Annotated in this window: 19 protein-coding genes; 14 read left to right on the top strand and 5 right to left on the bottom strand. The window is 45.4% G+C overall.

Features of this window, described 5'->3' with window-relative positions:
• Window positions 1-99 precede the first annotated feature (99 nt).
• Window positions 100-981 carry an alpha/beta fold hydrolase gene (locus DSM107010_RS26060; protein WP_015154357.1) on the bottom strand — a complete coding sequence of 294 codons (882 nt, stop codon included), beginning with the start codon at window positions 979-981 and terminating at the stop codon, window positions 100-102.
• Window positions 982-1,135: 154 nt separating this feature from the next.
• Between DSM107010_RS26060 and DSM107010_RS26055 the strand changes: the two genes are divergently transcribed.
• Entirely contained in the window at window positions 1,136-1,963 is an 828-nt protein-coding gene (locus DSM107010_RS26055; RefSeq protein ID WP_106167264.1) for an SDR family oxidoreductase, read from the top strand.
• A gap of 2 nt (window positions 1,964-1,965) precedes the next feature.
• Here the strand turns inward: DSM107010_RS26055 and DSM107010_RS26050 are convergent, their stop codons facing one another.
• Window positions 1,966-2,712 (bottom strand): DUF3598 family protein, encoded by a 747-nt coding sequence (locus DSM107010_RS26050; RefSeq protein WP_106167258.1) that lies wholly within the window; start codon window positions 2,710-2,712, stop codon window positions 1,966-1,968.
• Between the two features lie 143 nt (window positions 2,713-2,855).
• On the opposite strand from DSM107010_RS26050, the gene DSM107010_RS26045 reads away from it, so the two are divergent.
• From DSM107010_RS26045 to DSM107010_RS26030, 5 genes are all read left to right on the top strand, one after another.
• Window positions 2,856-4,343: a CIA30 family protein gene (locus DSM107010_RS26045; RefSeq protein ID WP_106167259.1), complete on the top strand. Its 1,488-nt coding sequence runs from the start codon at window positions 2,856-2,858 to the stop codon at window positions 4,341-4,343.
• Window positions 4,344-4,708: 365 nt separating this feature from the next.
• A complete protein-coding gene (locus DSM107010_RS40040; protein WP_199755750.1) occupies window positions 4,709-5,539 on the top strand; it encodes an AMIN domain-containing protein in 831 nt (276 codons plus the stop codon).
• Window positions 5,457-7,292, top strand: coding sequence for a TonB-dependent receptor (locus DSM107010_RS26040; RefSeq protein WP_199755749.1), 1,836 nt, complete (start codon window positions 5,457-5,459; stop codon window positions 7,290-7,292). Before DSM107010_RS40040 ends, DSM107010_RS26040 begins: the two co-directional genes overlap by 83 nt.
• 588 nt (window positions 7,293-7,880) lie before the next feature.
• Window positions 7,881-8,093, top strand: coding sequence for a hypothetical protein (locus tag DSM107010_RS26035; protein WP_106167265.1), 213 nt, complete (start codon window positions 7,881-7,883; stop codon window positions 8,091-8,093).
• A gap of 272 nt (window positions 8,094-8,365) precedes the next feature.
• Window positions 8,366-8,827, top strand: a complete 462-nt coding sequence (locus DSM107010_RS26030; protein WP_106167260.1) for a hypothetical protein — start codon at window positions 8,366-8,368, stop codon at window positions 8,825-8,827.
• Window positions 8,828-8,855: 28 nt separating this feature from the next.
• Here the strand turns inward: DSM107010_RS26030 and DSM107010_RS26025 are convergent, their stop codons facing one another.
• Window positions 8,856-9,773, bottom strand: coding sequence for a shikimate dehydrogenase (locus tag DSM107010_RS26025; protein WP_106167261.1), 918 nt, complete (start codon window positions 9,771-9,773; stop codon window positions 8,856-8,858).
• 101 nt (window positions 9,774-9,874) lie between these two features.
• Between DSM107010_RS26025 and DSM107010_RS26020 the strand changes: the two genes are divergently transcribed.
• The 8 genes from DSM107010_RS26020 (at window position 9,875) to DSM107010_RS25990 (ending at window position 19,807) form a co-directional block, all read left to right on the top strand.
• Window positions 9,875-10,810 (top strand): alpha/beta fold hydrolase, encoded by a 936-nt coding sequence (locus DSM107010_RS26020; RefSeq protein WP_015154349.1) that lies wholly within the window; start codon window positions 9,875-9,877, stop codon window positions 10,808-10,810.
• A 190-nt stretch (window positions 10,811-11,000) separates the two neighbouring features.
• Window positions 11,001-11,663 carry a TIGR00266 family protein gene (locus tag DSM107010_RS26015; RefSeq protein ID WP_015154348.1) on the top strand — a complete coding sequence of 221 codons (663 nt, stop codon included), beginning with the start codon at window positions 11,001-11,003 and terminating at the stop codon, window positions 11,661-11,663.
• A 63-nt stretch (window positions 11,664-11,726) separates the two neighbouring features.
• Window positions 11,727-12,404, top strand: a complete 678-nt coding sequence (locus DSM107010_RS26010) for a TIGR00266 family protein (RefSeq protein WP_106167262.1) — start codon at window positions 11,727-11,729, stop codon at window positions 12,402-12,404.
• Between the two features lie 79 nt (window positions 12,405-12,483).
• Window positions 12,484-13,176: a TIGR00266 family protein gene (locus DSM107010_RS26005; RefSeq protein ID WP_181245385.1), complete on the top strand. Its 693-nt coding sequence runs from the start codon at window positions 12,484-12,486 to the stop codon at window positions 13,174-13,176.
• Between the two features lie 238 nt (window positions 13,177-13,414).
• Window positions 13,415-13,891, top strand: coding sequence for a chemotaxis protein CheW (locus tag DSM107010_RS26000; RefSeq protein ID WP_039716675.1), 477 nt, complete (start codon window positions 13,415-13,417; stop codon window positions 13,889-13,891).
• A gap of 59 nt (window positions 13,892-13,950) precedes the next feature.
• On the top strand, window positions 13,951-16,947 hold the full coding sequence (locus tag DSM107010_RS25995; RefSeq protein ID WP_241994349.1) for a methyl-accepting chemotaxis protein: 2,997 nt from the start codon (window positions 13,951-13,953) through the stop codon (window positions 16,945-16,947).
• A 38-nt stretch (window positions 16,948-16,985) separates the two neighbouring features.
• Entirely contained in the window at window positions 16,986-17,171 is a 186-nt protein-coding gene (locus DSM107010_RS40035) for an Hpt domain-containing protein (RefSeq protein ID WP_199755748.1), read from the top strand.
• A gap of 98 nt (window positions 17,172-17,269) precedes the next feature.
• Complete coding sequence (locus DSM107010_RS25990) at window positions 17,270-19,807, top strand: hybrid sensor histidine kinase/response regulator (RefSeq protein WP_241994350.1); 2,538 nt, start codon at window positions 17,270-17,272, stop codon at window positions 19,805-19,807.
• Between the two features lie 597 nt (window positions 19,808-20,404).
• On the opposite strand, the gene DSM107010_RS25980 is transcribed toward DSM107010_RS25990, so the two are convergent.
• On the bottom strand, window positions 20,405-21,598 hold the full coding sequence (locus tag DSM107010_RS25980; protein ID WP_409197257.1) for a glycosyltransferase: 1,194 nt from the start codon (window positions 21,596-21,598) through the stop codon (window positions 20,405-20,407).
• A 71-nt stretch (window positions 21,599-21,669) separates the two neighbouring features.
• Entirely contained in the window at window positions 21,670-23,913 is a 2,244-nt protein-coding gene (locus DSM107010_RS25975; protein ID WP_127024242.1) for a GumC family protein, read from the bottom strand.
• Window positions 23,914-23,936: the final 23 nt, after the last annotated feature.

Below are 23,936 nucleotides of genomic sequence, written 5' to 3'. Positions count from 1 at the left end.
ATAATTTACACGCATACACATTGCATTTTAAATTGTCTTGTTCCTCATTATCCCCTTGTCCTCCTTGTCCCCCTTGTCCCTCCACTCCACGCATCACTCCTACAAATACTTCTGTAACAAGCCGATCGCGATTTCCGGGGTTTCTAAATGTGGTAAAACACCAGCATGGGCGATCGCCTCAAATGCAATAATCGATCGCAAATTCAGCTTTGCTAAGCGTCTTCCTAAACCTATTTTGGTAAATTGTGCTTGCTCTCCCCATAAGATCGCTGTGGGTACGGTTAGCTGCGGTACGTACAAAGCCAAGTCAAAATAGAGGTTAGCCTTGAGAAAAGCAAGGGCAGCGTATTCGGCGTTGGGTTTTTGAGCAGAAGTGAGATAGGCTGCTACCATTTCTGGCGTGACTCGTTCTGGTTTGGCAAAGAGAAATTGTTGGAGAAAGTTACGCACAGAGACTTCGTTTTCTGCACCTATGGCATAAATTAGGCGATCGAGTAAGGGCGTACTAATTAACTGTAACGGTAGTCTGCGTCCCGCACCTTCGCCGAAGTCGTCAAACCCAGAGGGACAGATGAGCAAGAGAGATTGAAATAATTCGGGACGCTGAACGGCAAGGCGAATTACTAATGCTGCTGTTAAAGAAGAGGCAACTACCTTGATGGGAGGATGGCAAGCTTGAATAAATTCAGCGATTGTAGTGAGATAGTCGGCAATTTGATATTCCCGCACGGGATGCGCTGATTCGCCCCAACCAATTAAGTCGGCTGCAAGAATCTGGTATTCGCTGGCAAATGCAGGGTAAACTTTAGACCATTCGTAAGCTGAAGCACCGCCACCAAAGCAGTGTAGAAAGACTAGGCGAGGTAATTCATGACTGGATGAGGATAGCCAAGGTGCGGCTACCTGGGTGTAGTAAGTCATCGATCCTAAAGAGGTGGCGATCGCCTGTTTTCCAAAGCCAGGGGGCTGAAATTGATTCATGTTAATTTGAATTTGAACGCGCTTGATTTCGACATTTTGACTTTTGTACGGGCGGGTTTACCAAAAAACTCTGACTCCGACAAAGATTTCGGGTGAACCCGCCCGTACGAATAACTTTTGACTTTTGACTTTCTAGGGAGATTGAATGCAAACTGTGAAGGTAGCAATTATAGGCTGTGGTTATGTCGGTAAGGCGATCGCGCGTCACTGGCAGCAGGATGGTAAATATCAGATTACCGCAACCACGACAACTCAGGCACGGATAAGCGAGTTAGAACAATTAGCTCAGCAAGTTGTCATCGCTAAAGGAGACGATGAAGCCACTCTCCTGTCAGCCATCCAAGATCGAGATATTGTCATTCTGAGCATTGCGCCTAAATTTTTTGCAGCTGATAGCTACGAATCTACTTACCTACAAACTGCCAAGAATTTAATTCAAGTTTTGCCACAAACTGCTGTTAAACAAATTATTTATACGGGGAGTTATTCTGTTTACGGCGATAAAAATGGGGCATGGGTAGACGAAGAATCACCTTTAACGCCAGCAAATCAAAACGGACAAGTTTTGGCAGAGACAGAAGAAGTATTGCTCTGCGCTGCGAGTGACAAATTGAAAGTCTGTATCTTACGCTTGGGCGGAATTTACGGTGAAGGGCGGGAATTGACAAAAATCTTCAGTCGTGCATTTGGTACAACTCGTCCAGGGAACGGGCAAACCTATACGAATTGGATTCACCTTGACGATATTGTCGGCGCGATCGCCTTTGCCGTAGAAAGGCAATTAGAGGGAATTTATAATTTAGTAGGTGATGAACCTCCATTATCTCGCGATTTGTTGCAAAATTTGTGCGATCGCTATAACCTGCCTCAAGTGTTGTGGAATCCTGAGTTATCGGAAACCCGTCCATACAATGCCAGGGTATCGAATCGGAAACTCAAAACCGCAGGATACAGTTTTATTCACCCAGAAGTTTTGATTTAGGGCTAGACATGGGTAAATTCTGCAAATTTCAAGTTTTGAAAGGCTCCTGTCTCGTCATATGCAATTGTAATCTGTTGCAGATAACTTGAGTTAACCAACCAAGTAGCAGCGATTACAATTGGTTTGCCTACCTCAACTTGTCTGGGACAACTTAAAGAAATCTCGTCGGGAAAAAAGAACGATTCGTTCCCTTCTATCTGCCAATTTAAGTTAGCTGGAACCGCCGGAGAAACTTTTAAATCGGGTGTCATCGTAACTGAAGTCCCCGCCCAATTTTCACTCAGACTTCTTTCCGATACTAAATCAAGATTGGTAGACCAATGTTGACTGGGAAAGCCTGTAGAGTCTTCGCGAATACTCAATATTTTAGTTAAGTTAGTACCATCCGGATAAGCCGCGATCGCGCTATGGCGTAAGTTTTTGTGAATGAAAAATAATTCTACTGCAAAAAAAGAGGCAGCTACTAGCTTCTCAGCATGAAAAGCCCCAGCACCTTGAGGAAAAAAAATCGATCTAAGAAATGGCTTTTGTAACTGCCAAGTTTTTTCCTCGATTTTCCCATCGGCATAAATATATCGATTTGTATGTGTAATTTGAGTTTTTTCTAAGTTGGCGCGAAAACTTCTCAAACTTTGAAACGAATCTTTGACCTCTCCTTGAGCAGAATAACTCGTCCAAATTCCATGCCAATCATGTAAATGGTGAGCGCAAAAGTTATTCCAATTTTGTTCTTGAATGTCTATAGGCATAATTAAACTCTTAAATCTTTATCCTCATACAAATACCGCGATCGCCCTACTTCATTCAAGATTTATACCAAAGGCTTAATCATCTTGGCGCTGTTTGTTACCAAAATAGAGATAGCTGCTCGCAATCTGACTAGGAACAAGCTATGACAGAAAAAAATCGTGCTGGCTGGGATGCAGGTAGATTCATCCGCACTTTAGCCTATTTTGAGGCGATTCCTGGCTGGAGTTGGTTAAAACAGATACTCCCAGGTGTGGCTGACAAACCCGAAAATTATTTATCTGGAGGTAAGCAAGTGGGAGTTATCCTAGTCGCTGGCGCAACGGGTGGTGTAGGTAAGCGAGTCGTACAACGGCTGTTAGAAAGAGGATACCAAGTGCGATCGCTCGTCCGAGATAAAGATAAAGCAAGCTCGATTTTGGGCAACAATGTAGAAACCTATGTCGGCGACATTACCCAACCAGAAACCCTAACACCAGCAATGATGGCAAACGTCCGTGCTGTCATTTGCTGTACGGCGGTGCGGGTGCAACCAGTGGGCGGCGATACCCCAGACAGAGAAAAATACAATCAAGGCGTGAAGTTCTATCAACCCGAAATCGTCGGTGATACTCCAGAACGGGTGGAATACTTGGGAGTAAAAAATTTAGTCCAAGCGGCGGCTCAATATTGGCAACAGAACCCAAGTGGTGAAAAAATCGTCTTTGATTTTAGTCAACCAACTCCCCAATTACAGCAAATTTGGGGTGCTGTGGATGATGTTGTCATGGGTGGTGTCAGTCAAAGCGAGATCCGCTTTGTGGAAGGGACGGCTTTGTTTACGGGTAATGTTTCTACAGCCAACTCCGGCGGCTTTGCTTCTGTCAGGACAAAAAATTTTACTTCGCCACTAGATTTATCCGGCTACGAAGGCGTGACGCTGCGAGTCAGGGGAGACGGTAAGCGCTACAAGTTTTTCCTGCGCACGGAATCGAGTTGGGATGGAATGGCTTATTCGTATTCTTTTGATACCGTAGCCAATGAGTGGATAACGGTACGAATTCCATTTAACCAATTAACAGCAGTATTTCGGGCAAAAACAATATCAGATGCTCCGGCGATCGATACTACCAAAATTCGCTCGTTGCAATTAATGTTGAGCAAATTTGAATACAATGGCGAACTCAATCCGCAGTTTTCTCCTGGTGGTTTCGCGTTGCAAGTCGAGTCTATTGGCGCGTATGGTAGTGCAAAACCCCAGTTTATTTTAGTCAGTTCCGCCGGTGTCACTCGTCCCAATCGCCCAGGAATTAACTTAGAGGAAGAACCGCCAGCCGTGCGTTTAAATGACCAATTGGGAGGAATTCTAACTTGGAAATGGCGTGGTGAGGAAGCTGTGAGAGAAAGTGGCGTTCCTTATACAATTATCAGACCGTGCGCCCTGACAGAAGAACCTGGGATACAGCCTTTGGTTTTCGACCAAGGGGACAATATTAAAGGTAAAGTCAGCCGCGATTCAATTGCCGAACTCTGCGTTCGAGTCGTGGAGCAACCCCAGGATGGTAACTTGACTTTTGAAGTCAAAGCCGATCCGAACTACGGTGCTTTTGCTGCTAATTGGCAAAATTTGTTGGCTCGTTTAAAACGCGATTGATAGCGGTTTTCGATTGGGCAAAACACACGATCTGTAGGGGCGCACAGCTGTGCGCCCCTACAAATGTCACGCACCCAATCGAGAATTGCTATGAGAGTTACGCGCCGGAAGTCCGAGATCTCGATCCCCCCTAACCCCCCTTAAAAAGGGGGGGAATTTTATACTTTCTGTGAGATTATCTCTATTTATTGAGAAAATTTCTTGCCGATTTTTATTAGCCGAGTAGTATTATTGAAAATTAGTTTCAGTAAATTTACTGGCTAAAAAGCGAGTATTTACTTCAAAGTCATGCAAAATCGAATCTTGCATCTCTCTAAAGGAGTAAATCAGCAAGTCATATGATGGTTTGTGAGCGAGGAGTTATTGTGTCAAATTTGCAATTACTATCTGTACTAAGCTTAGTGGGCGCGATCGCCACGTTCGTCCCCGCGATCGCTCAAGCGCAACTTGCATCAGTATCCACTTATACTCAAAACGCGCCCCAAGAGCAGCGTAGCGGTGCAGAGAAGGCAATCGAGGTAACGGGTGTACGACTGAATTCGACTCCTCAAGGGCTAGAACTTATCCTAGAAACGGCAGGCGGGCAGCAATTGCCAGTGGCTACACCCACGGTTGACGACAATAGCTGGATTGCCGATCTTCCTCAAACAAGGCTGGCGTTACCAGAGGGAGATTATCGGGCAGAAAACCCAGCCCAGGGAATCAGTCTCGTTACAGTAACTCAGATTGATGCTAATCGTGTCAGAGTTCAACTCGTGGGAGAGACAGCAGCACCCATAGCAGAAGTTGTACCAAGTCAAAATGGCTTGGTTGTTACCGTTACGCCTGCAACCGCCGCACCAACAGCGCAAACTCCAACAGAAACAGAGACGATTACAGAAGGCGAGCCAGCACAGGAAATTACCGTGACGGCAACGCGGACGGCAGCAGAACCGCAGGACGTACCGCGATCGGTGACGATAATTAACCGCGAACAAATTGAACAACAAACAAGACTGTCCCAAAATGTAGGGGAAATTCTCGGTAAGTTGGTTCCTGGCTTAGCAGTTCCAACTCAAAGCAGCAGTAACTTTGGGCAAACTCTACGGGGGCGCAACATACAAGTTTTAATTGATGGCATTCATTCCGCAATCAACTTCGCGAAATGCTCAGCGCGATTTGCGCACGATCGATCCTTCGGCGATCGAACGAATTGAAGTGGTAAGGGGTCCTTCGGCGATTTATGGTGATGGTGGAACGGGTGGTGTCATCAATATCATCACGCGCACGCCAAGCGAGGAGAGGTTAGCTTCTCAGACTCAAATTGGCATAAGTGGAGCTTTGGGAAATTTATCAGGCGATAGTTTAGGTTATAACCTGCAACATGCGATTTCTGGCACTGAGGATAATCTCGATTTTGCCGTGAGTGGTTCGCTGACGACTACAGGTGGTTTTTTTGATGCCGAGGGCGATCGCATTCCTCCCGATCCGAATGCTCAAGGTGGTTTTTCTGATGCGGAAACACTCAACTTTTTTGGTAAGTTGGGCGTAAATTTAGACGAACAACAGCGTCTCCAGTTGACGTTCAACCACTTCGATGATACTCAAGATACGGACTTTACTACCGATCCCAGTGTCAACTTGTTACCAGGCAGACAAAAAGCTCGCACTCTAGAAGGATTGAACTTAGACGAGCTTCCAGGTACGAGAAACACGCTGCTGAATTTGCAATACAGCCACGAAAACCTGTTGGGCAGCAACGTGCAGGCTCAACTGTACTACCGAGATTACCTAACTGAGTTCTTTCCATTTGACGGTAGAAATTTTAGTAACTTGGGCAACCAGATTTATCAGTCGCGGGTGGAATCGGAAAGGTTTGGCGGACGCTTACAAATTGAAACGCCTTTATTTAACAAAGGGGCAGCGAGATTGTTGTGGGGTGTAGACTACTTTAACGAAGATACCGTGCAACCAGTGACAACCTTCGATCGCGCTGCTTTTGCAGCCAGTGGAGGTTTGGATTTTCTCCCTACAGGCGAACGGACTTGGACACCACTGCTAGAACTCAATAGTTTGGGTTTATTTGCCCAGTTAACCTGGGATGTGAGCGATAGCTTTATCGTCAACGGCGGTGTGCGCTACGAAAATGCCGATGTCAGCGTGGATGACTTCACGACTTTAGCCAATCCCGATACGGTGATTCCTGGGGGCGATCTCAATTTTGACGCGACGCTGTTCAACATTGGTACAGTATTGTTCTTGACAGAAGAGATAAACGTATTTGCGAATTTCGCCCAAGGTTTCTCGCTAGCAGATATCGGCTTAGTTTTAAGAAATGCTCAACCAGGATTCGATGTCGAGTCACTCAATCCAGAACCGCAGCAGGTTGATAGTTATGAAATTGGTTTGCGCGGGCAGTGGGAGACAATCCAAGGGTCTTTATCTGCTTTCTACAATGAGTCAGAGTTAGGTACGACTTTTACCGCACCAGGAACCGTACTGCGCGCCCCAGAACGGATTTATGGTGTAGAAGCTGCTGTAGACGTGCAACCAAGCGATCGCACTTCACTTGGTGGTTCTGTTACTTTACAAGGGGGTGAAATCGATCTAACTGATGATGGAGACTATACAGCTTTGGATGGCTTTCGGATTCCGCCTTTGAAAGTTGTAGCTTATGTCGAGAATGAAACTTCCCCAGGTTGGCGCAATCGTCTTCAAGCATTATTTTCTGGCGATCGCGATGTGTTTGGTGACAGCATTGCTTTTGGGAGAAGGGAAGTAGAAAGTTACTTGACTGTAGACTACATCAGCAGCATTCAACTGGGAGATGCTGGAACTTTACAAATTGGAGTGGAAAACTTGTTCGACAATCAATATTTCCCGATTGTGTCCCAAATTCAAGCTAACGATTCGGCTTATTCTGCTGCTAGAGGTAGAACTGTGAGCATTAAATATTCGATTGATTGGTAAAAACTCAGGACGTACTAATCTACGCTTCTAGACCCACTTGAGCGATCTAATTTTAGATTTGGGATTTTTGATTCAAGAAAACATCGTAAATCCCAATTCCTAATAAATATTTTTAGCTTTTCTATATCAATAAAAATTTTGAACTGCTAAGTCAATAGCAATCCAAAAAACTAAAACTCTGTGTTAGCAATACAAAACAATCTATACTGTTCAGTATTGTTACTTGCTTCTTCCTAACGGCTTATAACTAAATTAACTATTTTTTGCGCTTCTTCCTCTAACTAGAGAGAGGAAAATTTTAAGTTAAATTGTGATGAAATACACTATAGCAATCTTAGATGGATCGTGAAATCGATTGTTCGTGTAGAGACGTTACATGTAACGTCTCTACACGAGGAAGAACGTGTATAAATCATTTTTTAAAAATAATTGCTTTCTTTTGTATTCAAATAAACACAGCAAATTACATCAAAATCTCTCATAAGTATTAGTGAGATCGTCTATAAGACTGAAATTAACTGGTCAACAACTTGTGGCGATCGCAGCTATGATAAAGTACTTATGTACTTTGATCGAGCGAGGAAAAGTATGTTCGACGTAGGAGAGTATGTAGTTCATCAGAATACGGGACATACAGGTAGGGTAATTGGCTACGGACACCAAATACTCAACGGCGTTTACGTAACAACACTTAAAGTACTAGTGCATGATGCTGAAATTATTGGTAGGCGGGGAGCCATAGAAGAAGATTTATATTCAGCATGGATTGGGTGTCATATTTCAAACAATTCTCTTTTTTAAAATTAGTTAGTGAATAGGGTGGGCAATGCCCACCTTAAGACAAGCATTTGTTATTCGTGAAAAAGGGAATATTTCTATAGACAGTTGATAAATATTATTTGAGATTAAATTGCCATAAACAGATATTGCTAAAGATTCAAGTTCTATTTTTGACTCGGTAATTATTGTTGTAATGGATACAAGTATTTCATAGTGCTTTTCACTCTTTAGCCGGTTGCTAGACAAAGCGCTCTTGCTCTATTATTCACCTAGCAATCTATGCAAGCAGAACCATGACAGATATTAAACAATTTTTCATGTCTCACTTAAGTAGCTTGCAAGGACAAGTAAACAATGAAAACGATCTAATAGCATCTTGGGGTAGTGGTTGGCAAAAACTTAATTTAGATCAAAAAAAACTGGTAAGTGAAATCTTTCACAAGCCAGTTTGCCTGACGATTAAGTTTGTTCAGGTAGAGAATCTACTGGATAATCTGAAAATTGAACCCGAAACAACTAGTTTGATTAATCGAAAAACTGGGGCTATTTGGTCGCTGACTTTGAAGCAAAAAAGACTAACAATAGACGTACCAAACTTTAGTTTTCAAATTTATTCTTGTAGTCCGACTCAATTTAAACCAATCGCTCCAGACATGAAAATAGACATTGAATTTGATGAAGATTACCAAAATCAGAACTTACTGATGCACTTGTATGCTAAAGGTGAAAAACGGGCTACTTTTGAAGCTCTTTAAAAGTGAGTAGTGAGTAGTTGCAGAATCTCTATAGTTGTTGTTGCAGTGCTTGGCGCATAATCTCTACAGGAACGGGTTGTTGTAACCAGATTTTTAAAGCAGCCGCGCCTTGTTGCACTAGCATTTCCAAGCCATCAATAGTCCTTGCACCTTGTTGCTGTGCCTGTTGTAGAAATAACGTTGGACGAGGAGTATAAATTAAATCGTAGGCGATCGCACCTTGTTTTAATACTGCCATCTCACTTAGACTTAAAGGCGATCGATTGACATGAGGATACATACCGATGGGCGTTGTATTTACCAGTAAATCGGCACGGGCAATTAAATCCGGTAGCTTATCCCAAGTATAGACTTGCAAGTTAGCTTGAACTTGAGAATTACTCCAACTCGTGTAAAACTCCTGTAACTTAACCTCATTACGCCCTACGACACAAATTTCCGCACAACCTAGCTGAGAACAACCCGCCACTACAGCCCTAGCTGCACCGCCATTACCGAGAATGACTGCTGTTTGTGGGTAATTGGTAATTGGTAATTGGTAGTTGGTGTTTGGTGAGTCAGTTTCTACTTTTGACTCTTGACTTTTGACTTTTGACTTTTCTAAAAGCGGTGCGAGAAATCCTTCCACGTCAGTATTAGTTCCCGCCCACCCTTCATCTATGCGCCAGACAGTATTAACTGCGCCTACTGCTTGCGCTACGGGAGAGACTTCTGATAGAAAGGGCAAAATTGCCTGCTTGTGAGGAATGGTGGCGTTAAAACCGACTAAGCCAATCGCTGCAAAACCTTGGAGTGCAACAGCTAAATCTTCCGGTTTTACGGGTAAGGGGAGATAGACATAATCTAATCCTAAATGGGCGATCGCGGCATTGTGCATCGCGGGTGAAAGGGAATGTTCCACCGGATGTCCAATTACGCCAAGTAGTTTTGTTTTACCTGTAATCATCAAGAAAGTGAGTCGTGAGTAGGGAAATCACCAACAACCAACTACCAATTACCAATTCCCTCTAAATTAAAATTAGTAATGTTACTTAACATTACTAAATCGTGCAAACAACAACAGCTGCTACAACCTCGGTTCCTGGTAAGTATTGGCAGTGGCGCGGGCATTCGATTTACTATGTCAAGGCGGGAACGCCCCATCCTCAGCGCCCACCTTTACTATTAGTACATGGATTTGGTGCTTCTACCGACCACTGGCGCAAAAATATTGCCGAACTGCAAAAGGATTTTCAAGTCTACGCGATCGATCTGATTGGTTTCGGACGCTCCGCTAAAGCTAAACTGCAATATAGCGGTGACTTGTGGCGCGACCAACTGCATGATTTTATCACCGAAGTTATCGAACAGCCTGCGGTACTGGCGGGTAATTCATTAGGTGGATATGCGAGTTTGTGCGTTGCTGCCCAGCGTCCAGATGCCGCAGCAGGGTTAGTATTATTGAACAGTGCCGGTCCTTTTAGCGAAGAACAGCCTAGCGTTGAATCAGAATCAGTGCAAACTGAAGTTCAACCACCACGCCAGCCGGACTTATGGCAAAAATTCTTCGGAGATGTAACCAAGTGGACTTTTCAGCAGCCTTGGGCGCGGTTTCTGTTATTTCAGTACATTCGCCAACCGTGGGTAATTCGGCAAACTTTAGAAAAAGTCTATCTTGATAAAAGTGCCATTACAGACCAATTAGTAGAAGATATTTATCGTCCGGCGTGCGATCCTGGTGCAGTAGATGTGTTTGCCTCGGTTTTCAGCACTCCTCAAGGGGAAAAAGTTGATATATTGCTACAACAATTGACTTGCCCGTTACTGTTATTGTGGGGTGAGGGCGACCCGTGGATGAATGCCAGAGGGCGAAGTCCAAAGTTTCGTCAATATTATCCACAATTGCGAGAATACTTCTTGAAAGCAGGTCATTGTCCTCATGATGAAGTTCCCGAACAGGTGAATTCATTGCTGCGGGAGTGGATATTATCGATTTCTACGTGAATTTGGTAATTGGTAATATTTTTTAGGGTGCGTTGATTAATGCACCCTACCAATTTTGAATTTTGTGCATTACCCTCCAGCACAGATAGTAAACAATTTAGCAAAATCTTATTAATTCTTCAAATAAACTGGACGATCGCTCATTTTCTGCTCCATATTAAGTGCATTATCGAGAGTAGGAATTAGGGCTTTGAAATACGATATTCGCTACAAACCAGCCTTTGCTGCTATTTTCGTCACGCTCGATCCTGGGGAGAGTATTACTGCTGAAGCTGGGGCAATGACGAGTATGGATGCGCAGTTATCAATCCAAACTAAATTTTCTGGTGGTTTAATTCCTGCCTTACTGAAAAAGTTTTTGGGTGGCGAATCGTTATTCGTTAATACTTTTACCAATCGGACTCAACAATCCCTTAGATTAGTTTTAACTCAATCCACAATTGGCGATATTGGCAGACTTGATTTGAGTCAGGGAGATATTTGCTTGCAACCAGGGGCATTTGTCGCCCATAGTGCAGGGGTGAAAATGGGCTTACAATGGGCAGGAATTAAAAGTTGGTTGGCAGGCGAAGGATTATTTAAACTGAAACTCAGTGGTAGTGGTAGGGCATTTTTTGGCTGCTATGGCGGGATTACAAAAAAGCAGATTCAAGGAGAATTTATTGTCGATAGCGGACATTTAGTTGCCTACGAACCAAAAATTAAAATGAGCATTGGATTAGCTGGTGGCTTAGTTGGTTCCGTCACCTCTGGCGAAGGATTAGTCAATCGTCTTGCTGGTACGGGCGATATTTATTTACAATCTCGCAGTATTGATGGATTAGTTAGATATTTGCGATCGCAAGTTAAGTAGTCAGTTGTCATTGTCATTTGTGAGTAGCTAATTTTGACTTTTAACTTTTAACTTTTGACTTCTATGAACATAGATATCTTACATCAACCCGATAGCGCGATCGCTCATATTAGGATGAGGGCTGGCGAGGAGTTAGTGGCGGAAGCAGGCAGTATGATTGCTATGAGTAGTTATATCAATGCTAGTACTACCCTCAGACAAGGAAAAAATGGTGGAATCTGGGGCGGACTTAAACGAATGATGGCGGGAGAGTCTTTATTTTTGAGTATATTTCGTTCTCCCACACATGACGGTGAAGTCTTTTTAGCCCCTAAATTAATGGGTGATATTTTGATTTATCAAATGTCATCAGTTGGGCTAGTTGTTCAAGCAAGTTCTTATTTAGCTAGCGAAGCAAATGTTGATATTAACGTCGGGTTTCAAGGCTTTAGATCGTTCTTTTCAGGAGAATCAATTTTTTGGTTGGACATAGGCGGTTCCGGTCAGATTATTTTGACATCTTTTGGAGCAATTTACGAAATTCTTGTTGATGGCGAGTATATCGTTGATACTGGGCATATTGTTGCTTTTGAAAAAAGTTTAAATTTTAGCATTACAAAAGTTGGCTCTAGTTTAATTGGAGCATTTTTAGGTGGAGAAGGATTAGCCTGTCGCTTTCAAGGTAAAGGCAGATTATTTTGCCAAACTCACAATGCTAATGCTTTCGGTCAAATAGTTGGCTCGCAATTACCTGCAAAATGAGGGAATCAGTTATCAGTGTAGAGACATTACATGTAACGTCTCTACAAATTTACCAATTATCAATTACTAATTACCAATTATGAATATCACTTATAAAATCGAACATTCTCCTGCTTATGCTTCTTTGCAACTCGATTTGAGGGCAAATGAAACTGTACTAGTCGAATCTGGGGCAATGGCGGCGATGGACTCTTGGATAAAAATGAAGTCCAAAATGAAAGGGGGATTGATGAAAGGAATAGGCAGAATGGTAGGAGGCGAGTCTTTATTTATGAGCGAATTTACCGCTGAAGGACGAGCCGGACAGCTACTGCTTTCCCCTGGAGTGCCAGGAGATATTCAGCATTATTATCTAGATGGTAACGGTTTAATGCTGCAATCTTCGGGATTTGTGGCTGCTAGCCCTACAGTTGAAATCGACCCTTCATTTCAAGGATTTAGAGGTTTTTTTAGCGGTGAGTCTTTATTTTTGTTACGAGTTACTGGTAAGGGCGATCTTTGGTTTAGCTCCTATGGTGCAATTATTGAGATTCCTGTAGAGGGAGATTATGTAGTGGATACGGGCTACGTGGTTGCTTTTGAAGATTCACTCAGTTACCACGTAGAGATGATTGGTGGTCTATCATTTAAGAATCTGAGAACGGGAATTTTAGGCGGGGAAGGATTGGTTTGTCGCTTCCGAGGGAAAGGAAAGCTTTGGATTCAATCTCGTCAGATGTATAATTTACTCAATTTTTTAGACGCTTTTCGTCCCACTAAGAGTAGTGATTGAATTTAAGGGAGTAGTTATCAGTGACCAGTGACCAGTGACCAGTGACCAGTTAACAATCCACTACACCTCACACCCCACACCCCACACCCTATTTACTACTAGCCACTAGCCACTAGCCACTAGCCACTCTTAATGAATTATAAATTTTGTTCCCAACAAGACTGATGGTGTTATGCTAAATGCCAAAATCGATAGATCTTCGGTTAGGCAAGCTCAGCCAAATTAATTGCGATCGCGAATGAATCCAGCAGAAATAGAAACCCGTCCAGGTGAAAGATATTTAAAATTTTATCTGGCAGAACAAATTCCTGCTATTTTGGCAATGGAGTACGTGCAAGAGGTATTAATGATACCGGCACGGAGAATCACCCCTATGCCCAATATGCCTGAGTGTGTAGTCGGTTTGCTGAACCACCGCAATCGGGTATTGTGGGTAGTCGATTTGGCTCAGATCCTCAGCTTGCAGCCGCTCGACCATAATATCTCGCAATATAACGTCATTTTAATTCAAGCCCAGCAAATGACTTTGGGGTTACTCGTACCAGAAGTCAACGGCGTAAAATACTTTACTCCAGACTTGGTTCAATCCTCAAAAGAGCTGGTAACATCAGCATTAATTCCTTTCCTTCATGGCTGTATCGTCCAGGAACAAGAGTTAATACTCGTAGTCAATGCAGAAGCAATTTTACTTGCCCCCGCTCTGTACAGGAAATAGCTTTGATGTTGAAATGATTGGTGTTTGGCGGAATTGCTCTTACTGGAGACGCTGAGTTTATGAATATACGCTCTAAGAAAGAACCGAGGCAAGACGCGGCAGGAGAAGATCGCAAAACTGGTATGAATCGTCAAGCAGATCGCAGTCAAGAGCCGGAGTCTGGTTTAACCAAAAGTCATACTAACCCGCTGACGATCGCTGCCGGACAAACTACAGTGCCTCACGGCGTTAACTCAGTCAAGCGTCCTCCCTCCAAGTCGCGTTCGTGGTGGTGGCAGCGGATCGGCTTGAGAGCCAAAGCTACGCTTGGGGCGATCGCGGTTAGCACGATGCCGATCGTTCTTTTAGGAGCAACCGCCTATCACCTCACCAGTAGTAATATTACTCAGAATATCAGACAGCAACAGCAAGTGCGAGTTGCATCTTTCGCCGATCGCTTAGATCGATTTTTAATCGGACGCTACCAGGACGTACAAACCCTGGCAAGTATGACGCTATTCAATCGCCCTTATATTCGGCGATCGCTACCAGAAGCAGAAAGACAAGCATTTTTAGACCAATACATTAAGAACGGTCAAGGCTACGACAGTATCATCCTGCTAGATCTGGACGGCGATGTCGTGATGCAATCGTCTGGAGATGTCATTCAAAACTACAACAAAATCGACTACTTTCAGGCAGCCCTGAAGGGCGATCGCCCAGTCATTACGCCGCCGCGTAAATCTATCGCTACGGGACAGTACTCGATTTTTACCGCTGCACCAGTCAAAGATCCCGATACGGGACAAACAATTGGCGTAGTCCGTACCCGCACTCCTGTAGCGTATTTCGATCGCAGCGTGCAACAGCAAGATCGGCAGCTGACCAAAAATATTCCTGGCTTGCAGATTGAGGAGTTCCTGGCTTTCAACGAGCGCGGTACGATCTTCATCGCCCCAGCATCGTATCCCGAATACTTGGGTAAAGATGTCAAAGCAATTTTTCCCCAGGCAGTTACGCAACTGCAAAAATCGTCAACCCTGGGTAGTACATACGATATCAATCGCCAGCAACAACAAGAATATTTGCTATCTTATGCGCCGTTACCAGCAATTAAAGAATTAGCCAAACTGAACTGGGGAGTGGCGATCGCTCAGCCTAGTGACGAACTGTTTGCCGACATTCGCGGCGGATTGCTGCTCACTTTTATGGGAGCAACGGGATTGACCACATTACTAGCAGCGGCGATCGCGACAATTCTAGTCAACCGCGCCCTGCGCCCGATCGTCACCGTTTCTCGCGCCGTGCGCAAACTAGGACAAGGCAAACTCGACACTCGCGTTCCGGTGACAGGCGAAGATGAAGTCGGGGTGTTAGCAGCAAATATTAACCGCATGGCGGAACAACTGCAAACCCAACTCGAACAACAGCAAAGCACTGTCGAAAGAGCAAATTTACTCACCGATCTAACCTTGCAAATTCGGCAGTCGCTTAACTTTCAAGATATTTTAGTTACTGCTGTGCGGGAAGTACGGCGCGTCCTGAAAACAGAGCGCGTTGTGGTTTATTGCTTCGATCCTGACTGGCAGGGAAAAATTATTGCCGAGTCAGTAGCCCCTGGTTGGCAACAGTTAGTCGGGCAAACAATAGATGATAGCTGCTTTCGGGAAGGTTACGCCCAACAGTATCGCGAAGGTAGGGTACGGGCGATCGACAATATTTATCAAGCCGGACTGGCAGCTTGTCATGTCAAACAGTTAGAAAAATTTGAAGTCAAGGCTACGTTGGTTGCGCCGCTGATTCGCGATCGCGAATTGTTAGGATTACTCATTGCCCATCAATGTTCTAAATCGCGGATCTGGCAGCAAGCGGATATCGATTTATTTACCCAGTTAGCAACTCAAATTGGCTTTGCCCTCGATCAAGCTCATCTTTTAGAACAGGTAGAAGCCTCTCGCCAAAAAGCTGAAACGATTTCCCTCGACCAAAGACAACAAAAAGAAATTTTGCAGCAAAAACTCGTACAGTTGCTAGCCCAAATTGAAGGCACGGCAAGGGGAGATTTGACAGTCAGGGCAAACACAACCACTGGAGAAATCGGCACGGTAGCAGAATTTTTCAACGCCATTATCGAAAGCCTCAGACAATTAGTCGTGCAGGTGAAAAAAGCGGCAACACAAGTGAATATTTCGGTAGACGAAAACGCAGGCGCAATCCGCCAACTCGCCGATGAAGCACTCAAACAAGCCCAGGATATCGATCGCACCCTAGACTCAGTACAGCGCATGACTCATTCGATTCAAGCTGTAGCAGCTAGCGCCGATCGCGCCGCCGAAGTTGCTAGCATTGCTTTTAGCACGGCAGAGACTGGTGGCAAAGCAATGGATCGCACGGTACAGAGTATTTTGAGTTTGCGGGATACAGTGACAACAACCGCAATGCAAGCCAAGCAGTTAGGCGAATCGACTCAACAGATCTCGAAAGTCGTATCTTTAATCAATCACATTGCCCTGCAAACTAATGTTTTAGCCATTAATGCTAGCATCGAAGCCGGACGCGCCGGAGAAGCCGGACGGGGATTTACTGTCGTGGCAGAAGAAATCGGGCAACTCGCCGCCAAATCAGCCGCAGCCACGCAGGAAATCGAACAAATTGTCGAGAATATTCAAATGGAAACGAGCCATGTCGTGCGGACGATGGAAATAGGCAACCAGCAGGCGATCGCAGGCGCGAATTTTGTGGAAGATTCCAAACAAAGTTTGGGACGAATTTTAGAAGAATCGCATCAAATTTATCAATTGGTGCAATCGATTTCGCGTGCCACGATTTCCCAAGTCGAGACAGCACAAATGGTTACGGAATTGATGCAAGAAATTGCTGGTGTATCGGCAGGATCTTCCGAATACTCCCGTCAAATCTCCAATTCCCTACAACGCACCGTAGAAGTTGCCCAACAACTGCAAGTTTCAGTTGGCAAGTTTAAAGTTGGCGACGAAATGCGGGAATTGGGAAAAAAGAGAGCTGAGGGAGCTAAGGGAGCTGAGGGAGCTGAGGGAGAAAATACTATTGAGTATTAACAATTAATAACTAACTACTAATTCATCCTCACACAAAAATGACTCAGGATAAAGAACGTGAAATTCAGCTCCAGTTTTTAGAAGAAGCCCAAGACCATTTGGATGCGATCGAGTCAAAGCTAATTGGAGTTAGCAGTCGTGTAGAACTGACACGGCAAGAAGTTGATGCGATGCTGCGATCGGCACACTCGATTAAGGGTGGAGCGGCAATGATGGAATTTTAACTCTGAGTCATTTAGCTCATCGCCTGGAAAACTTTTTTAAAGTCATTAGAACTCAGAAGCAAATTCAGCCAGAAGTAGAAAGGTTGCTGTTGAGCGCTGTGGATTGTTTGCGCCACGTCGTCACGACAAATCGCCAGACAAACGTTGTGGACGAACAATGGCAGACAAGTCAAGTTCAACCGCTATTCGAGCAGTTGCAACAAATACTGGGAGAACCAAGGGAAGAACAGGAAACAGTTACACCTCTGTCACCGCAGCAGGGATTAGAAACGATCCAAATGCTGTTTGAATCGGAAGTTGATGCTTATTTGCAGCAGCTAGAGACGATTTTGGCGCAAGAGGATAAGTCTAATTTGGGCGCAGAAGTTGTGACGATCGCCCAAGATTTAAGCGATCTGGGGGAAGTGCTAGAGCTACCAGAGTTTAACAGTTTGTGTACCTCCGTAAAACAGCTATTAGCAACTCAACCCGCACGGGAGGAAGAGATCGCCCAGGCAGCTTTGCAGGCGTGGCGGCGATCGCAAGCCGCAATTATGGCGGGACAATTACAGGGTTTACCCTCGACGCTCAATTTAGATGGTGTTGTAGAGGAAGTTGTCTCAAGTCCAAGTACTGCCGATCCTGCACCCGTTACAGATGCTAGTCCTGCCAGATTATCATCTCCGCTCGATCTCGCGCCGCCAGCCGAACTGAAGGAGACGCAGGAAAATACCGTTAGAGTTCCGCTCAAACAGCTAGAGCAACTCAACGATCTGTTTGGGGAGTTGACCATAGAACGCAGCGGACTCGACTTACAAATAGAGAGGTTGCGGAACTCCGTCAAAATTCTGGAACGGAAAGTGCGATCGCTGCAACAATCCCATCACCGTCGTCGGACTGCGACACTGCCACCATCTCCATTTCCATCGGCTTTACCCACGACATCATCTTTTCTATCGGAAGTTGCCTTTTCTCCTGACAGCAGCCAATTGCAGCCGAACACAACCCCGCGATCGCCTCAGCCAACGCCCTCAATAGATAGTGGTAATAATCTAGATGAGGCAGCAGACGAAGCTTCGACAGAAGTAATGGCAAACCTGGTGCAATTGCAAGAAGTGAGCGGAGACATCGATCTGTGCTTGCAGGAAACAGAGCAAATTGTTGGCGACCTCAACCGCACGGCAAAACAACTGCAATTTTGCATCAACCAACTGCGAATGCGTCCGTTTGCCGATCTGGTCGGGCGGTTTCCTAGAGCCTTGCGGGAATTGGCTTTACAGCACGGTAAAAATGTCGAACTCAAAATTCAAGGCGGCGATACCCCGATCGATCGCAGTATTTTAGAAGCCCTGGGCAACCCGCTGATGCATTTGTTGCGTAATGCTTTCGATCATGGTATAGAAGACCCTGAAACTCGCAAAGCTAGCGGTAAGCCGGAACAAGGTACGATTTCAATTGAAGCAGCATATCGAGGCAATCAAGCCCTGATTACCTTCAAAGACGACGGGCGGGGGATTGCGCTCGATAAAGTCAGACAGCGGGCGCAACATCTAGGACTCGATCGGGAGGCGATCGCCAATGCTAGCGATGAAGAAGTTTTAACCCTGATCTTCGAGCCTGGTTTTAGTACTGCCGATGAAGTCACTTCCTTGTCCGGTCGCGGTGTCGGGATGGATGTCGTCCGCACGAACCTGCGCCAAGTGCGCGGTGACATTAAAGTAGAAACCAAAGCAGGAGTGGGTACGACATTTACGATCGGCGTTCCCCTCACTTTATCGGTGGCACGGGTGCTATTGGTGGAAAGTCGGGGGATACTACTGGCTTTTCCTACCACGGCGATCGAAGAAATGCTCCTGCTCGATGTAGAACAAATATCTACAATCGAAGACAAACCACAACTGCACTGGAAAGAATACTCAGTCCCGCTGATTTATCTGGGCGATTGGCTGAAATTTCGTCGCCTGCAAAACGCTAACGAAGAAAGAACTCAGCCCCTGATGAGCGCACCAACAGTATTATTAATTGCTAATGGTAGCGATTGGGTTGGTTTGCAAGTAGACCGTTGTTGGGGCGAACAGGAAGTTGCCATCCGTCCGGTCGAAGGTAACATTCCCATGCCTCCTGGCTTCAACGGTTGTACGATTTTAGGCGATGGTAAAGTCGTTCCCTTAATTAACACCCCAGAGTTACTTTACTGGATTGCCACTAGCCAACACCCTGCCAGCTTAGAGCCAGAGGATCGCCATCGTGCAGCGGCAGAACTACAAAACCAACGCCCGACAATTTTAGTCGTCGATGACTCGATTAACGTCCGCCGCCTCTTATCTTTGACGCTAGAAAAAGCAGGATATCGAGTCGAACAAGGCAAAGACGGACTGGATGCTTTAGAAAAGTTGATGAGTGGTGCTCAAATTGCTGCCGTAGTTTGCGATATTGACATGCCTCGGCTCGATGGGTACGGTTTCTTAGCTAGGGTGAAATCCAATCCAGCTTTCCAACAGTTACCCATTGTCATGTTGACCTCTCGCAGTGGCATTAAAGAACGTCAACTGGCTTTAAACTTGGGTGCAACCGCCTTTTTCTGTAAGCCTTATGACAAGCAGCAATTGTCAGAAACGCTGGAGCGTTTGATAAATGGGGGGGGAGAAGAGAGCTGAGGAAGCAATTCAAAATTTAAAATTCAAAATTCAAAATTCAAATTTTCCCGACTTCTGTACGGGTGGGTTTTGGAAGAAGAGCGCTCGTCAAAGCCTGTAAATCCTTTGCCAAACCCGCCCCTACCTGTACGGGCGGGTTTTGGACAAAGATTTATTGTCACTAGCCGTGAATATAGCAATCCTATTTGATTCATGAACGTGGAGCAGGCTTCTAGCCTGCGGCAGGCTAGAAGCCTACTTTACAAATCATTTAGAACTGCTATATATCCCTCTTCTGTCAGAGTGGGGTGAAACCTTGATTTTTCGTTGGCTGAAACAACGTAAATGCGTCAAATTTTTCAAGGACAGACCAACCTCTGTCAATTAAGTGAGAACTTGGTTGATAAGTTGACTGGTTGATTTGGGAACCCCGTACCGTCATCTTTGATGCGGTGTCGGGAGGATGTCAGACCAAAGCAGAATTAATCGATCGCGAACGACAGTTCCACGAGGTGCAGCCAGAAGGCATTATTCTCAAGTTTGGTACGGTTGTGGGTTTTGTCGTCGGGGTAATTATTCTCTATCAAGTGCTTTATTCTGATGTCAAAATTTGCATACCTAAAATTCTCCCTTGTCCTCTTTATCGCTTTCTTCTCGACTCCCGACTCCCGACTCCCGACTCCCGACTCCCGCCAAAAGCCGCTCGATTTGCCGATTTATTTCATTTAATTCAAACCGTTGACTGGCTGAAATTTGGGCTTGATGGGCGATCGCACTAGCCATTTCAGACTGCTGGCGACAAGTATTGATAATTTCTGCTAATTTCTGAGCATCTCCTGGTGGTACGAGCCAACCTGTTTTTCCCGTCTCTACCAGTTCCACTGCACCCCCAGCTTGGCTGGCTACGACTGGACGACCGCAAAGCATAGCTTCGACAATCACGCGCCCGAATGGTTCCGCCGCAATTGATGTGTGGGCAACTAAGTCACAGGCTGTCATTAATGACACGACATCGCTACGAAAGCCTAAAAATTGCACTCTTTGTTCTAGTCCTAACTCGGCAACTTGCTGGTGTAATTGTTGCTTGTAGTCCTGTTCGCCAAATAAAGCATCTCCAACAAATATTGCTGTCACTTCTGGCGGACACTGCGTCAGTGCGTCTAGAAGCACGTGCTGTCCTTTCCACGGTGCGAGTCGGCTGAAATGTCCGACAACAAACTTGCCTTCTAGCCCCAATTCTTGCCTTGTCTGAGCTACGGAATTTTCCTGTCGATACAACTGGGGGGCAAATCCGTTGTAGACAACACGAACGAGTTTGGGATTTCCCCCGGCGGCGAGGAAAGCTTTTTGACTTGCCTGGGAGTTAGCAATGACTAACGAGGCACGATTTGCCAAAGTTACAGCTAAACGCAGGTTAGTGCGGCTAAAATGCTCGGTTGAGAGAATGTCATGTAGGTGATATACCAAAGGGCGGCGACTGAGGAGGGATGCGATCGCTCCTACCACCAGTGCTTTTTGCGTATTGGCGTAGATGATGTCATACTCGCGGGCAATTTTGGCAACGCGGGTAATCAAAGGCAGCAACTGACCCAGGCTACTCGCGCCTTGGAGCAACCCACTGTCTTTACTCACTTGTAGCGATCGCCCAGTTAGCACCTGCACGGGAATTTCGTGCTGTTGGAGTAAATCTTTAAACCCACCATCGGCGAACAAACCAACTAAACAGCGATCGCGATATGGTTTAACAATATCCAACAGACAAAGCTCCGCCCCTCCTGGCTTGCCACTTTGATCGAGGAATAGGATTTTCATACGAATTGGTAATGGGTAGTTGGTAATTGGTAGTTGGTTGTTAATTACCATCAACTATCAACCATCAACTATTAACCATTTCCCCAAACTTTTTTCAGCTCAACTCCTTGTTCTCTAGAGTAGGCTCCATAGCCATAAGAAACGTTACTCACGCCATTTGCCACCACTCCAATCACGTTAAGCTTTCTCAGCATAGCGTTGGCTTGTACTAACTCTGTCTTCTTCACCATGCCAACGCGAGAAACTAGCACGACACCAGTACAGCAAGAAGCGGCAATCATCGCATCTACCATACCCAGTAAAGGTGGAGCATCGAGTAAAATCAAATCGTAATTTTGCTCGAATCCTGCCATCAACTCTCGCATTCTTTGCGAGCTGAGTAGGTTGGCTGGGTCTTCTGGCTGTGGTCCAGCAGTCAAAATGTCTATGTAGGAGCCAGAAGACTGAATTGCATTATGAATCGGCAGCGTGGCATCGCTGCTCAACAAGGTAGACAGTCCGTAATCGTTGGGCAAATTCAGGATTTGATGTAAACTCGGACGGCGCAAGTCGGTATCGATCAACAACACACGCTGATGTAGCCGTGCCGCACTTAAAGCTAGACCCAAGGCTAAAGTAGATTTACCCTCACCTGCTACGGCGGAAGTTACCACCAAAGATTTGAATGCAGCCATTTCGTTCATCAACTGGAGATTGCGATAAATCAAATCCAGCGATTCCCATGATGGGGGCCAATTTCGTACTTGTACCGTCCAGGGTGACAGATGCAGCGGCTTGCCAAAAGGCAAACTGACTTCTGGTTGTGCCACTCTGCCTCTGGGCAATTCTGGAGTCATGCCCAACAATGGTAGCTCGAATTGTCTCTCCAAGTCTTCGGAACTGTGGACGGAATCATCGACGGCATCGCGCAAGAAGGCGGCTAAACTACCCAGCATCAACCCCGCAACTAGACCCAACAACAAGTTCAGCTTCAAGTTGGGACCAACTTTCAATCCTAGACGTGGTTCTTCCAAAGCTTGCCAGTCAAATCCACCTCTAGCAATTTCTAAACTTAATTCTTGCTGCGCTCTCAACAGCTGCTGGAGTTTATCGCGATTAATTTGGACGAAGGGAACTAGACGGTTGTATTCTGCTAATAGCACTGGGAAGCGCTTGAGATCGCTACGTAGCTTCTGCTGTGTTTGCGCTAGACTGTTATCCCGCGCCCGCATCGCATTCATGTTTGTCTGTACTTCGATCAATTGACCTGCAAGGTTGAGGTCGAGCGCTCCTAATTGTCCTTGCTGGAGAATACCATCTGCCGCATTACCAGCTGCTGCTGCTTGGGATGCTTGTCCCTCACCCAGAACTCGTCCGCCTTCCTGCTTCATCATGCTCAGCAGGTTTTGCCGTTGTTCGAGTAATTTTTTCACGTTAGGGTCTTCATCCGTGAAGACAACCCGCCGCTGTGATAGGGCGAGTTCCGTTCTCTGCAACTCGTTGAGTAGGGTTTGATAGCGCGATGATTGGCTCAAGCGGGAAGCAACTAGCGCTTGTTGGGGAGAACGAGCGAGTTGCTGTTGCAGTTGACCGTAGCGTGCTTGCAAGTCATTATACTGGGCGCGGATGACTTCGCGTTCCTGCGCGATCGCATTTAACGAGTTATTGACTGTCGCCGCTTGTTGCTCTGGATCGATCAGGTTATTATTTTTGCGAAAATCTTCTAATTTATTCTCTGCTTGATCGACTGTTTTAGTCACGGCAGGGATTTGTTCGTTAATAAACTTCAAACCCTTTTTCAACCGCTGCTCTTGTTGTTCGCGATTATAAATTTGATAAACTGTATGGACGGCTTTCAGGACTTTTTGTGCTTTAATCGGATCGTTTGCTGTATAAGTCGCCTCGACGATCTTGGTATTGGCTTTTTCTTCAACAACTTGTTTTAGTACTAAGTTTTTCTTCACCTCCGCCACTGTAAGCGTAGGATATTCGGAGCGGAGAATATCGACTGCCCTTTGAATCAGCAGCGAACTACGCATGACGTTAATTTGCGTGGCATAGTCGTCAATCGTGACTCCAGAATCAGCATACTGCTCGCCTTGTCTCGGGGTCGTGCCATCTTTCTTCCCCTGATAATTCGGCTCGATCAGTAACTGCATCTCGCTCTGATATGTAGGCTTGGAGATTAAGGTAAACACAGTGGCAATTGTCAACACCGCTCCCATAACCCCCAGCAGCCAGTAGCGACGGCGCATCAAAACTGCTAACAACTGCCCGTAACCACCGTCTGATTCTTCGACGGTCATGGGCATATTACTTTCATTTACTCTAACCATGCCTAGCACTCCAAACAGTCTAC

It is taken from the genome of Chroococcidiopsis cubana SAG 39.79, from assembly GCF_003991895.1.
GTDB classification, from domain to species: domain Bacteria; phylum Cyanobacteriota; class Cyanobacteriia; order Cyanobacteriales; family Chroococcidiopsidaceae; genus Chroococcidiopsis; species Chroococcidiopsis thermalis.
This window is presented reverse-complemented; position numbering and strand designations above follow the sequence as displayed.

What these genes read in the sequence shown, in the direction of transcription:
- DSM107010_RS26060 (WP_015154357.1), bottom strand. Translation starts at nt 981, where the DNA reads ATGAATCAATTTCAGCCCCCTGGCTTTGGAAAACAGGCGATCGCCACC.
- DSM107010_RS26050 (WP_106167258.1), bottom strand. Translation starts at nt 2,712, where the DNA reads ATGCCTATAGACATTCAAGAACAAAATTGGAATAACTTTTGCGCTCAC.
- DSM107010_RS26045 (WP_106167259.1), top strand. Translation starts at nt 2,856, where the DNA reads ATGACAGAAAAAAATCGTGCTGGCTGGGATGCAGGTAGATTCATCCGC.
- DSM107010_RS26040 (WP_199755749.1), top strand. Translation starts at nt 5,457, where the DNA reads ATGGCATTCATTCCGCAATCAACTTCGCGAAATGCTCAGCGCGATTTG.
- DSM107010_RS26035 (WP_106167265.1), top strand. Translation starts at nt 7,881, where the DNA reads ATGTTCGACGTAGGAGAGTATGTAGTTCATCAGAATACGGGACATACA.
- DSM107010_RS26030 (WP_106167260.1), top strand. Translation starts at nt 8,366, where the DNA reads ATGACAGATATTAAACAATTTTTCATGTCTCACTTAAGTAGCTTGCAA.
- DSM107010_RS26025 (WP_106167261.1), bottom strand. Translation starts at nt 9,773, where the DNA reads ATGATTACAGGTAAAACAAAACTACTTGGCGTAATTGGACATCCGGTG.
- DSM107010_RS26010 (WP_106167262.1), top strand. Translation starts at nt 11,727, where the DNA reads ATGAACATAGATATCTTACATCAACCCGATAGCGCGATCGCTCATATT.
- DSM107010_RS26005 (WP_181245385.1), top strand. Translation starts at nt 12,484, where the DNA reads ATGAATATCACTTATAAAATCGAACATTCTCCTGCTTATGCTTCTTTG.
- DSM107010_RS26000 (WP_039716675.1), top strand. Translation starts at nt 13,415, where the DNA reads ATGAATCCAGCAGAAATAGAAACCCGTCCAGGTGAAAGATATTTAAAA.
- DSM107010_RS25995 (WP_241994349.1), top strand. Translation starts at nt 13,951, where the DNA reads ATGAATATACGCTCTAAGAAAGAACCGAGGCAAGACGCGGCAGGAGAA.
- DSM107010_RS40035 (WP_199755748.1), top strand. Translation starts at nt 16,986, where the DNA reads ATGACTCAGGATAAAGAACGTGAAATTCAGCTCCAGTTTTTAGAAGAA.
- DSM107010_RS25980 (WP_409197257.1), bottom strand. Translation starts at nt 21,598, where the DNA reads ATGAAAATCCTATTCCTCGATCAAAGTGGCAAGCCAGGAGGGGCGGAG.
- DSM107010_RS25975 (WP_127024242.1), bottom strand. Translation starts at nt 23,913, where the DNA reads ATGGTTAGAGTAAATGAAAGTAATATGCCCATGACCGTCGAAGAATCA.